General features: G+C 53.5%; 12 protein-coding genes. 7 read left to right on the top strand and 5 right to left on the bottom strand.

Annotation, left to right across the window (positions count from 1 at the left end):
• From BN1129_RS18445 to putP, 7 genes are all read left to right on the top strand, one after another.
• Positions 1–657, top strand: a 657-nt coding sequence (locus BN1129_RS18445) for a multicopper oxidase domain-containing protein (protein ID WP_042038530.1), incomplete at its 5' end; no start/stop codon positions are given.
• Between the two features lie 159 nt (positions 658–816).
• On the top strand, positions 817–1,923 hold the full coding sequence (locus tag BN1129_RS18440) for a 1-acyl-sn-glycerol-3-phosphate acyltransferase (protein WP_042038528.1): 1,107 nt from the start codon (positions 817–819) through the stop codon (positions 1,921–1,923).
• 303 nt (positions 1,924–2,226) lie between these two features.
• Positions 2,227–2,697 carry a NanQ anomerase/TabA/YiaL family protein gene (locus BN1129_RS18435; RefSeq protein ID WP_042038526.1) on the top strand — a complete coding sequence of 157 codons (471 nt, stop codon included), beginning with the start codon at positions 2,227–2,229 and terminating at the stop codon, positions 2,695–2,697.
• A 175-nt stretch (positions 2,698–2,872) separates the two neighbouring features.
• On the top strand, positions 2,873–4,072 hold the full coding sequence (locus tag BN1129_RS18430) for an acetate kinase (RefSeq protein WP_042038525.1): 1,200 nt from the start codon (positions 2,873–2,875) through the stop codon (positions 4,070–4,072).
• 135 nt (positions 4,073–4,207) lie between these two features.
• Positions 4,208–5,461 (top strand): mechanosensitive ion channel family protein, encoded by a 1,254-nt coding sequence (locus BN1129_RS18425; protein ID WP_042038524.1) that lies wholly within the window; start codon positions 4,208–4,210, stop codon positions 5,459–5,461.
• A gap of 177 nt (positions 5,462–5,638) precedes the next feature.
• A complete protein-coding gene (locus tag BN1129_RS18420; RefSeq protein ID WP_042038523.1) occupies positions 5,639–6,565 on the top strand; it encodes a L,D-transpeptidase family protein in 927 nt (308 codons plus the stop codon).
• Positions 6,566–6,852: 287 nt separating this feature from the next.
• Entirely contained in the window at positions 6,853–8,373 is a 1,521-nt protein-coding gene (gene putP, locus BN1129_RS18415; RefSeq protein WP_042038522.1) for a sodium/proline symporter PutP, read from the top strand.
• 115 nt (positions 8,374–8,488) lie between these two features.
• Here the strand turns inward: putP and BN1129_RS18410 are convergent, their stop codons facing one another.
• The 5 genes from BN1129_RS18410 to BN1129_RS18400 form a co-directional block, all read right to left on the bottom strand.
• A complete protein-coding gene (locus BN1129_RS18410) occupies positions 8,489–8,917 on the bottom strand; it encodes an alpha/beta fold hydrolase (RefSeq protein ID WP_244463081.1) in 429 nt (142 codons plus the stop codon).
• A 200-nt stretch (positions 8,918–9,117) separates the two neighbouring features.
• Positions 9,118–10,386 (bottom strand): coiled-coil domain-containing protein, encoded by a 1,269-nt coding sequence (locus BN1129_RS23610; protein ID WP_157013472.1) that lies wholly within the window; start codon positions 10,384–10,386, stop codon positions 9,118–9,120.
• A 179-nt stretch (positions 10,387–10,565) separates the two neighbouring features.
• Positions 10,566–10,964, bottom strand: coding sequence for an AAA family ATPase (locus BN1129_RS22810; protein ID WP_084204694.1), 399 nt, complete (start codon positions 10,962–10,964; stop codon positions 10,566–10,568).
• Positions 10,954–11,472: an ABC-three component system middle component 2 gene (locus BN1129_RS18405; protein WP_042038521.1), complete on the bottom strand. Its 519-nt coding sequence runs from the start codon at positions 11,470–11,472 to the stop codon at positions 10,954–10,956. Before BN1129_RS18405 ends, BN1129_RS22810 begins: the two co-directional genes overlap by 11 nt.
• The coding region (locus BN1129_RS18400; RefSeq protein WP_042038520.1) for an ABC-three component system protein at positions 11,469–11,694 on the bottom strand (226 nt) is incomplete at its 5' end. The genes BN1129_RS18400 and BN1129_RS18405, both read right to left, overlap by 4 nt.

Below are 11,694 nucleotides of genomic sequence, written 5' to 3'. Positions count from 1 at the left end.
CAGGGGCTGCCGAGCCGTACCCTGACGCTGTCGATGGATCCCGAGCTGGACCGGCAGGGGATGCAGGCGCTGATGAGCCGCTATGGTCACGCTGCCATGGCGGGCATGAGCATGGATCATGGCAGTGCCGAGGCGGGCATGGCGATGGGGGCGAGGAAGGGAGCGCAAGTCGATGCCGGTGGTATGGCGGGGATGGACCATGGTGATATGGTCATGCCAGCGGGGGAGATGCAGCACGGCACTATGGCCGGGATGCAAGGCACCATGGCCGGGATGCAGGGTGGCAAGGGCAGTGCCAAGCCGCTGGATCTGCACGGCGGCAACCGGATCAACGGTCAGCCCTTTGCCATGAATGACCCGCAGTTTGCGGTCAAGCTGGGCCAGACCGAGCGCTGGATCATCTCGGGGGAGGGGGACATGATGCTGCACCCCTTCCATATTCATGGCACCCGTTTCCGGATCCTGAGCGAGAACGGTCAGCCGGTGGCGCCCCACCGTGCCGGCTGGAAGGACATTGTGAATGTCGAGGGTGGACGCAGTGAGGTGCTGGTGCGTTTCGATCACCCGGCGCCCAGGGAACGCGCCTACATGGCGCACTGCCACCTGCTGGAGCACGAGGACACAGGTATGATGGTCTCGTTCACAGTGGAAGCTTGAAAAAAAATGGCCCGAACGGGGCCATTTGTTCATTTCACTGGTCAGATCTCACTATCTGCGCACATCACATACCCCTTGGCATAAAAGCGTGTAAAATTGCGCCCTGAATTTCCCGGCCAACTCGGTTGGCCGCGGCTCCTTACACGCAAGGCTGACATTGTGACTGAAGTAGATAGATTCGCGGACATTCGCCCCTACCGCGATGAAGAAGTGCCGGCAGCCATAGAACGGCTGATCCAGGATGATGAATTTATCGGCGCCATCGCCAAGTATCGTTTCGGCTCCCTGATGAGCTGGCTTGGCTGGGCCATTCGCCCGCTGATCCGCCAATTCCTGCGCTACAAGTGGTACAAGGTGACCACCATTCATCAGGTGCAGATGGGGGTGACCCATTACATGTCCCGCATGATAGCCACCTCCACCAAGGGCGTGACCTTCTCCGGCCTCGAACACCTCAAGAAAGAGCAGGGCTATCTGTTAGTCTCCAACCACAGGGACATCGCCATGGATCCGGCGTTCGTCAACTGGGGGCTGCACACCCATGGGTTTGATACGGTGCGCATCGCCATCGGTGACAACCTGCTGCGCAAACCCTGCGCCACCGAGTTGATGAAGCTCAACAAGAGCTTCATCGTCAAGCGCTCCGCCAAGGGGCCGCGGGAGATGATGAAAATGCTCGGCGAGCTGTCCGCCTATATCGGCCAGTCGGTGCACGAGGGTCACTCCATCTGGATCGCCCAGAAGGAAGGGCGTGCCAAGAATGGCGATGACAAGACGGATCCGGCCATCCTCAAGATGTTCTATGTGGACGGCAAGAAGCAGAAAATCGACTTCGTCGACTACATGCGCAGCCTCAACATAGTGCCGGTCAGCATCAGCTACGAGGTGGATCCCACCGACAAGGCCAAGGCGCGCGAGTTGTACGAGAAGTCAGTCAACGGCAGCTACGAGAAGGGCGAGTTCGAGGACATCGAAAGCATAGTCGCCGGCATCGTCGGCCAGAAGGGGCGGGTACACGTCTCCTTCGGCGCCCCCATCACCGAGGGCTTCAGCGATCCGGACGAACTGGCGGCGCTGATCGACAAGGCGATCTGGGGCAACTATCGCCTCTTCCCGGGCAACTATTTGGCTGCAGATGTGTCCGGCAAGGCCAATACCATAGAGCAGGCGGCTTTCCTGACCCGTCAGTCAGAGGTACCTGAAGAGCACAAGAGCATCTGGCGCGCCATGTACGCCAAGCCGGTGGAAAACGCCCGCAAGGTTTGAATGACACCGGTTGTGCGAAAAAAACGGGAGCAGATGCTCCCGTTTTTGCGTCTGGTCAAAGTCGACGGCGATGGAGTAGTGAATAATATTGTTTCAGCTGGTACGATCACTGGGCGAATACGCTTGCGCCTCTTGGCAAGCTGCGGATGAGTGTGTAACAGTGCCCTCATCACGCTCGGCACGAGCACATGCTCGACTCTTGTCTGCACGGATTGCAGACGGTGTGACACAAGGACCTGAACAGGGTCCTTTTTCATTTTGCGGCAAAGATGTTGCCGGAATACACCTAAGGATCCGCTCGCCATGATTACCGGCAGTCTGAATACCCTGCAGCGCACGCCGCTGCCCGCCCCGCTGGATCGCATCATGGTCGAGGTGGTGAAGAGCGTGGAACAGTGGCTGAATGCGCCGCTCGGCAAGACAGAGATCGACGGCCTCACGCTGTTCTGTCTGGTGAGTGAAGAGCTGACCGAGTCGGCAGCGGATCGCCGTGGCGAGTTCCATCAGCAGTATCTGGATATCCAGCTGCTGCTGCGCGGTGAAGAGTGGATAGGTGTCGGGCCTCATGCCTATGTCAATACAGGCGCCGATCATCCCCATCCCGATCTCTGGTTCGTCGACGATGAACAGACCAGTTATCTGGCGTTGCAGCCTGGCGACTTCGCGATCTTCTGGCCGGGAGAGCTGCATCGCCCCCTCTGCACCCCCAACCAGCCGGCTCAGGTGAAGAAGCTGGTGGTCAAGGTGCACAGGGATCTGCTGGCTGGCCTGTAACCGCCTACGCAGCGTGGCGAAGATGAGTGCACGGCATCATCAGAACCTGCACTTAACGTATTGAAAAATTGGGCGCACTTTCCTGCGACCATAAGCCCCCGGCAGGGGAATCCCATCCACTTCTGGATGACACGACACTGTTGGCACAAAGCCGAAGCACAGGAAGATGTAGAACATGAGCAAGTTGGTATTGATCCTTAACTGCGGTAGCTCTTCCCTGAAATTTGCCGTAATGGACGCCGAAACAGGTGAGGACATGCTGTCCGGCCTGGCCGAATGCTTCAATCTGGATGATGCACGTATCAAATGGAAACTCCACGGGGTCAAGGGCGAAGCCATGCTGGGAGCGGGCGCCGCACACCAGGCTGCCCTCGACCACATAGTGGGTCATATCCTGCCCCAGGATCCCTCTCTGGCCGAGCAGCTGGTGGCCATCGGCCATCGCATCGTGCACGGTGGCGAGCAGTTCTCCCGCTCCGTTCGCATTGATGATGGCGTGATCGCCGGCATCGAAGCCGCCATTCCGTTCGCTCCCCTGCACAACCCGGCACACCTCATCGGCATCCGTGCTGCGCTCAAGGTCTTCCCGGCCCTGGTCGAGAAGAACGTGGCCGTGTTCGACACCGCTTTCCACCAGACCCTGCCGCAGGAAGCCTATCTCTACGCACTGCCCTACAAGCTCTATACAGAGAATGGCATCCGTCGTTACGGCGCCCATGGCACCTCCCACCGCTTCATCGCACAAGAGGCCGCCAAGGCGCTGGGCAAGCCGCTGGCCGAGCTCAACATCATCAACTGCCACCTGGGCAACGGTGCCTCCGTCTGCGCCATCAAGAACGGCGAGTCCGTCGACACCTCCATGGGCCTGACCCCGCTGGAAGGGCTGGCAATGGGCACTCGTTGTGGCGACATAGACCCCGCGATCGTCTTCTTCATGCACGACCAGCTCGGTTACAGCGTGGACGAGATCAACCACACCCTCACCCGTGAGTCCGGTCTGCTGGGCCTGACCGAAGTGAGCAGTGACTGCCGCTATGTCACCACCCACTATGCGAGCGACGCCGGCGCCAAGCGTGCGCTGGATGTCTTCACCTACCGGGTGGCCAAGTATGTCGGTGCCTATGCCGCCGCCATGGAGGGTCGTCTGGACGCCCTGGTGTTCACCGGTGGTATCGGTGAAAATGCCGCCATGGTGCGCGAGATGGTGCTGGATCGTCTGGCCCTGTTCGGCTTCAAGGTCGATAAAGAAGCGAACAATGCCGCCGTGCTCGGTGGCGAGGGTCCCATCACGGCCGAAGGCAGCCGCCTGGCGCTGGTGATGCCCACCAACGAAGAGCTGGTGATCGCACGCGATGCCCTGAGCCTGGTCGGCTAACGCCACCTGCGCGCTCAATCAACGCCCGGCTCATGCCGGGCGTTGTCGTTTCCGGCCTCTGGTTGAGCAGCTTGTCATTTGACATGGGATAGTAGATACGTACCCTGACGACTGTTGCACGCATTGGAGGTAGGGATGAAGGAGATATTTTTTCACTGGCTGACCGACATGGGGATCGAAGTCAGCGGTCTGATGGCACTGGTGATCGCTCTGGGCTTTATCGTCCTTACTGCGCTGCTACTGCACATGCTGTTGCATCGGGTGCTGCTGGTACGGCTGGTCGGCATCCTCGGCAAGACCCAGCAGGTGTGGCTGCCGCCTCAGCTGCAGCAGCGCCTGTTTTTCCGGCTCGCCCTGGTGTTTCAGGGGGTCGTGCTGCTCGGTCAGGCCGAGATCTGGCTGCCGCGCAGCTCAGAGAGCCTGCACTGGATCGAGATGCTGGCCCAGTTATGGATCCTGTTGTTCCTGCTGCTGGCGCTGTTTGCCCTGCTCGACTGCATGCTGTTGGTGAGCCGCTATACCCCCCGCCTCGGGCGGGAGCTGCCCCTGCGCGGTATCTTCCAGGGGGTCAAGCTGGTCGGCAGCATCATGGTCGGCATCCTGATGATCTCCATGTTGCTCGGCAAGTCACCGCTGTTCCTGTTCAGCGGCCTGGGTGCCATGACAGCCGTGCTGATGTTGGTGTTCAAGGATCCCATCCTCGGCCTGGTCGCGGGGATCCAGCTCTCCGCCAACCGCATGCTGACCGTTGGCGACTGGCTGCAGATGGACAAGTACGGTGCCGACGGCGAGGTGACCGATATCGGCCTCACCACCGTCAAGGTGTCGAACTGGGACAAGACCATCACCACTATTCCTACCTATGCGCTCATCTCCGACTCCTTCAAGAACTGGCAGGGGATGACAGAATCCGGTGGCCGTCGCATCAAGCGCAGCGTCAATATCGACATGACCAGCGTGCGCTTCCTGACCGTGGATGAGCAGATGCAGCTCAAGCAGGCCCAGCTGCTGGCGCCCTATCTCAGCCGCAAGGAGCAGGAGCTGAGCACCTATAACCAACAGCTGAGCGAAGCCTTGAGCTGCCCCATCAACGGGCGTCACCTCACCAACCTGGGTACGCTGCGCGCCTATCTGGACGCCTACTTGCGGGCCCATACCGGTATTCGTAAGGACATGACGCTGATAGTGCGCCAGCTGGCACCGACCCCTGACGGTCTGCCGCTGGAGATCTATTGCTTTACCGCGACCACCGCCTGGGCCGATTACGAAGGGATCCAGTCCGATGTTTTCGACCATATCTTCGCCATCATTGATCAATTTCATCTGCGGTTGCACCAATCACCCACAGGTTACGATATGCGCACCTGGCAGAGGGGACAAACGGAGTGAGGAAACGGGTCGAGGTGGCAGGGGAAACGCCATATTAATCATCGACCCGTATCCAGTTGCCAGTTGAAATTTGGTGTGCAGAGGAGAAAAATGGCGGCCTTCTCTTCGCGCCCCTGATCCCTCTTGAATCAGCTGTCAGCCCTGAGACGTCAATCAAGTCATCATCATGGGAAAGTTATGAAGCTCCTTCGCAATCGTGCGGCTGCTCTGTGCTGCAGCCTTGTTCTGGCCGCCGCGCCAGTGCTTGCTGTTGAATATGCCCTGCCTGCGGCCAACAGCCGTCTGGTGGGTGAAAATCTGGAATACGTGGTGCCGGCAGAGGAAAATGGCCAGCCGCTGGAAGCCGTTGCCGCCAAATTCCAGCTGGGTCTTACCAACATGCTTGAGGCCAACCCCAAAGTGGATCCTCTGCTGCTGCAGACCGGCGAGACGCTGATAGTGCCGCATCAGCTGATCCTGCCGGATGCCCCGCGCGAGGGCATAGTGCTGAACGTGGCCGAGATGCGCCTCTACTACTATCCGAAAGGCAAGAAGGTGGTGGAAGTGCTGCCCATCGGCATCGGCCAGCTCGGCACAGACACCCCGGAAAACTGGGTGACCAGCGTGCAGCGCAAGAAGGCGGGCCCGACCTGGACCCCGACGGCCAAGATGCATGCCGAGTATGCTGCCCGTGGCGAGCGCCTGCCGGCAGTCTGGCCCGCCGGCCCGGACAACCCCATGGGGCTGTTTGCGCTCTACATCGGCAAGATGTACGCCATTCACGGCACTAATGCCCAGTTCGGCATCGGCCTGCGGGTGAGCCACGGTTGCGTGCGTCTGCGTAACGAAGACATCGAATACCTGTTCAGGCAGATACCGGTCGGCGCGCGGGTGCAGTTCGTCAACCAGCCCATCAAGGCCACCGTCGAGCCGGATGGTCGCCGTTATCTGGAAGTGCATCAGCCGCTCTCCCGCAGCCAGGAGGAGTTCAACTCCAGCCTGCCTGCTCCGCTGCCCATGACCCAGGTCGCGACCCGCTTTATCGCCCATGCCGACAGCGACTCCCGGCTGGTCAAGCAGGCGCTGGAGCAGCGCAGCGGCATGCCGATTGCCATCAATCGCTGATCCTGTCGTTCATCGTCTCAAGCCCCGATCGTTGGTCGGGGCTTTTTTTACCGCCATGCGGGTAGGAGCATGGGGGAGGGCGACCCGATAAGCGTTTGCTGCATCAGGATAAAATCTGGCTGAGGGCTCCTTGAGTGGTTCGTTAGTTAAAGCTGAAACGTTTATATTGTGTTTTTTATTTGTTAAAAGTGGTTGAGGTCATGGGATCTGCTGATTAAGCTAGGGCGGTTTTTTAAGGAAGAGCCCGTCGTCAGAACGGGTACACACGTTACCTAATGGAGTTTTGAATGACAGCCAGCACCCCAATGCTTATCACCTTTTTGGTGTATATCCTCGGGATGGTCCTGATAGGGTTTATCGCCTATCGCGCCACCCGCAACTTTGACGACTATATTCTCGGCGGCCGCCGTATGGGGAGCTGGGTCACCGCCCTCTCTGCCGGGGCCTCCGACATGAGCGGATGGCTCCTGATGGGCCTGCCGGGCGCCGTCTTCATCGGCGGCATCTCCGAGAGCTGGATCGCCATCGGCCTCACCCTGGGGGCCTATCTCAACTGGCGCTGGGTCGCCGGACGGCTGCGGGTCCACACCGAGAAGAACCGCAACGCCCTGACCCTGCCGGACTACTTTACCTACCGCTTCGAGGACAAGAGCCGTGTGCTGCGCATCCTCTCCGCCCTGGTGATCCTGCTGTTCTTCACCATCTACTGCGCCTCCGGCGTGGTGGCCGGTGCCCGCCTGTTCGAGAGCACCTTCGGCATGAACTATGAGACGGCCCTCTGGGTCGGTGCCGCGGCGACCATCACCTACACCTTCTTCGGCGGCTTCCTCGCGGTGAGCTGGACCGATACGGTGCAGGCCACCCTGATGATCTTCGCCCTGATCCTGACGCCGGTATTCGTCATTATCGCCGTCGGCGGCATCGACACCGCCATGGTGCAGGTGGCGGCGCAGAACGCCAGCAACCTCGACATGTTCAAGAACCTGGACTTCATCGCCATCATCTCGCTGATGGCCTGGGGTCTGGGCTACTTCGGCCAGCCCCACATACTGGCGCGCTTCATGGCGGCGGACTCTCACCACTCCATGGCCAATGCCCGTCGTATCAGCATGACCTGGATGGTGCTTTGCCTTGGCGGCGCCGTGGCCATCGGCTTCTTTGGCCTCTCCTACTTTGCCACCTTCACCGAGCACGCAGCCGGTGTCACCGGCAACCCGGAGCGGGTCTTTATCGAGCTCTCCAAGATCCTGTTCAACCCCTGGATTGCCGGCGTGCTGCTCTCCGCCATTCTGGCGGCCGTGATGAGCACCCTCAGCTGTCAGCTGCTGGTCTGCTCCAGCGCCATCACCGAAGATCTCTACAAGCCGTTCCTGCGCAAGAATGCCTCCCAGAAAGAGCTGGTGTGGGTCGGCCGCCTGATGGTGCTGGCCATCGCCGTGGTCGCCATCGGTGTTGCCATGAACCCGGAGAACCGGGTGCTGGGGCTGGTGAGCTACGCCTGGGCAGGCTTCGGTGCCGCCTTCGGTCCCGTGGTGCTGCTCTCCGTGCTCTGGTCGCGCATGACCCGCAATGGCGCCCTGGCGGGCATGTTGGTCGGTGCCCTGACCGTCATCATCTGGAAGCAGTTTGGCTGGCTGGGGCTGTATGAAATCATCCCGGGCTTCCTCTTCTCCGGGTTGGCGATCCTGGTGTTCAGCCTGCTGGACAAGGCCCCCTCCAAGGCCATGGTGGATCGCTTCGACGAGGCCGAGCGCGAGTTTCAGACTCCGCTACCCGCCAGCATGAGCGAGCCGGTCGCCGTCAACTGAGTCGGTCACCCTGGATAACAAAAAGCCCCGCGATGCGGGGCTTTTTCATGGCAGCTTGGCTGGCTTGGCTGGCTCGGCCTGCACCCAGCGCGGCTGGGGGGCAGATAATCCCGGCTTATCGCTGCGTGGTGAGCCAGCGTTGCAGATGCTGCACAAACAGCGCGGGTTGCTCAATAGGGTAGAGGTGGCCTGTGTGTGGCACCTGCAAGCGCTCGCTGGCGGAAATGGCGTTGCCAAGCGCCTCGCAGACCAGCGCATACAGTGCTCTGGTATCTGCGCCCTGCACGATGCAGGTGGGCACGCTGAGCGCGGCAAGGCGCTCTGGCGACCAATCCGGCCGCTCGCGCTGGCTCAGTTGCTTGGGCAGGCTGGCGGCCTCTGCCAGCTGCGCCTGCTGCCACTTGAGCGGCTGCGCAGCAAAATAGCCTGCATGACCGCCCGAGCCATCGATCAGGGTCGCCACGGCCTCTTGCAGCAACCCTTCCCCAACCTGACCAAACACGGGGCCAAACATGGCTCCGGCATCGGCCATAAAGGCAGCCATGGCATGCTCATCCAGTGTTCCGGTTAGATCTGGCTTAATTTATCTCCTTGGGGAGTGCGGTACCAAACCGTTATTGGTGGTGGTGTTATCGAAAACAAGAACTAAATAAGACACATGTTTTTAGGCTATATCAGGAAATAGTTAGAGTTGTACATGGAACGTAATTAATAGAAGCAAGGTTAAAAATTCTATTTTTTCCTTTATCTGTTATTAATGGGAAAAAAATCATATTTCCCTGAGTTAATTCCAGTGAATTTTGTGATCTGCGCTCCTTCACTGAATTCTATTGGTATCGACTTTTTATTCTCTATTACAATAATTTGCCTGTTTTTCCATTTTAATAGGTGATTGAAAAAGTTTACATTTATATCTGTTTTTGATAAATCATCATCTGTATTATCAGGCTTTTCATAAGCTAGTAATGGTGAGTCTAATAGAACAAAACCAAGATGAGGTAAACTTTCATATTTCTCTTGATATTTCATTAAACCTAATGAACATGCCGCATGTGTTAATGCCCTAAATCCTTTCCCATTACTCCCTCTTTGCTTACCATCAAATACAAAGTCATTGTCTGTAATGTCAAAGTAAATGTTTTCTGGCATTATAAACTTCCATTCATTCAAGATGTCTTTAATTGTTATTGATAATTTATATAAAGAATCTTCAGGAATGGCACTCTCACAATTCACCACGGAGGTTACGCTATTGTTAGTGCTGGCTATTTTTGAAATTCTCTCTTCAAAAGAGAATTGTTGTTCATATAAGCGTAGTGATTTTACTATAAAATCCTTTAATTCAATTATATCTTTATAGTCATGCCTGCTTTTATTAATGACGTCATTTAAAGTGGATGCTTTGGATTTTAATGCTTCTAACTTAGCTGTTCGTCTCTGTTGATTTTTATAGAGAACATCTGCATCCAAAGTAAGGTTTTTTAAAGTTGAAGTAAGTTCATTTTTTAATTTTAATAACTTTATTTTTTCTGCAGTTGCAGATTCCACTAACTTATCTATATCACCATCACATATATCATGTTCTTTTTCGTCTGAAGGGGTTGCGCCACATAAAGGGCAGTTATCATCAGGAAGTGCAATAAATAAAGTACCAACTTCGCTGATGTTTTCTAGTCGGGAAATGTCAGAGCTATATTGTTTGTCTAATAGATTAAATCTTTCAATCATTACTCTGACTTCATTTAATCTGTGTTCATCCTTGTCTATTGCATTAGATGTTTTTTTTATCTTATTACTGTTTTGTTCGAATTCGTTCTCAATTTCTGTCAATGATGATAGTCTGTTATGTATATTGATATCTAATTTTTCATTTTGTGATTTTAATTCTTCATATGTTTGATTTTTATTTAATGTTTTTTGTATTTCATATTTTATTTCATCTATTAACTCATTCAGTAAATCAATTTTAGCATTTTTAGAAACTAAAGTTTTTTCATTTTCTGATGGTAGCAAGGAGCTATCATCTATACCAGTTAAAAACAATTTTAGTCTAGATAATTCTTCCGTTACTTTTGTAAAACCTTTATGGAGATAAGGGGAACCTTCTTTTTGAATTTCAGACTCAGTTATTAATGCTAATTGAATCGAATTTCTGATTGTTAAGGATGCTAAATTATTTTTTGCATTTGTTTTTAGTTTTTTTCACCAATGCCTATTTTATCAAAAAGAAATGTTGAAATTGTCCTTTGCTTTTTAGTTGGATTTTTTATCTTTAAAATTTCAACATCATGTTTCGATGGAATCGAAGTATGTAATCCTGAAATGCATTGTATATCTCCACCTTGAATATTTCGTATTAGAGTAAAATTATCATTTTCAGAAAATGATAAACCTAATAAAACTTGGTCATACCCTTGGTGTTCTGGTTTTTCTTTTAATTTTCTATCACGTCCAAACATGAAATCAATTGCATCAACAATTGAGGATTTACCAGTGTTTGAAGGACCATAAATGATATTTAATCCAGGACCGAAAGATACAGATGCTGTTTCTTTATTTGGGCCCGTAAATGCTAGAAATCTAATCTCCATTATTATTAACACCTATTGTTTTAGAGTTTATAATGTTGGTTAATTCAAATTCGTTTGACCAATCACTAATTACTTTTTTAAATACGAGTTTAAAAACATCATTTTCTTTCATTTTTAACTGTTTTATAGCCCATTCAGATCTGATTTTTAAATTGTTAATATAGCTATTTGTCATGCTGTCTATAAAAGCATGAGTTAGATCTGTTGCTTTATAAAAAAAACCGTTGGGTAAGCTTAGCTTAGATACAAGCCCCTTATATTCCATTAACATTAGGCCTTGTTCTATCAAGTTTCGCCTAATTATAAGCTCACCAGCCCTGCTTTGAGTTTTTGGGTGTAAGCTTTCAGGGCCATTATTGAAATCACCCGTATGAACAACTAAATGGTCCAGTGCTACCAGTTGTTGGAGATCAAATATTAAATAATGGTCAACAGAAAGAATACATAGAGCCCTAATTCCTGTTTCAAGGGGGCTATTAAAAATGAAATCTGATTCAATAGTTTTCATTTTTTGATCCAGCTTATCTTGAGATCGTTGGATAGTTGGTGGCATATGCCAAATCTATCATTAACTCTTACTACCTCAAATAATCCATTTGCCTCTATTGGAATATTTTTAGATTCTTTAAGTACTTCTTTAACTCGTTTATAGCCAGTATCCCAATCATCTTCCACAGTATCAATTATTCCATCTAACATGTCCTTTTGTAGCAGGGCGAGAGCGTGAACA

The organism is Aeromonas popoffii, from assembly GCF_000820025.1.
GTDB lineage: Bacteria > Pseudomonadota > Gammaproteobacteria > Enterobacterales > Aeromonadaceae > Aeromonas > Aeromonas popoffii.
The sequence above is the reverse complement of the archived record's forward strand: the minus strand, read 5'-3'. Positions and strand labels throughout refer to the sequence as shown.

What these genes read in the sequence shown, in the direction of transcription:
- BN1129_RS18435 (WP_042038526.1), top strand. Translation starts at nt 2,227, where the DNA reads ATGATTACCGGCAGTCTGAATACCCTGCAGCGCACGCCGCTGCCCGCC.
- BN1129_RS18430 (WP_042038525.1), top strand. Translation starts at nt 2,873, where the DNA reads ATGAGCAAGTTGGTATTGATCCTTAACTGCGGTAGCTCTTCCCTGAAA.
- BN1129_RS18425 (WP_042038524.1), top strand. Translation starts at nt 4,208, where the DNA reads ATGAAGGAGATATTTTTTCACTGGCTGACCGACATGGGGATCGAAGTC.
- BN1129_RS18420 (WP_042038523.1), top strand. Translation starts at nt 5,639, where the DNA reads ATGAAGCTCCTTCGCAATCGTGCGGCTGCTCTGTGCTGCAGCCTTGTT.
- putP (WP_042038522.1), top strand. Translation starts at nt 6,853, where the DNA reads ATGACAGCCAGCACCCCAATGCTTATCACCTTTTTGGTGTATATCCTC.
- BN1129_RS18410 (WP_244463081.1), bottom strand. Translation starts at nt 8,917, where the DNA reads ATGGCTGCCTTTATGGCCGATGCCGGAGCCATGTTTGGCCCCGTGTTT.
- BN1129_RS22810 (WP_084204694.1), bottom strand. Translation starts at nt 10,964, where the DNA reads ATGGAGATTAGATTTCTAGCATTTACGGGCCCAAATAAAGAAACAGCA.
- BN1129_RS18405 (WP_042038521.1), bottom strand. Translation starts at nt 11,472, where the DNA reads ATGAAAACTATTGAATCAGATTTCATTTTTAATAGCCCCCTTGAAACA.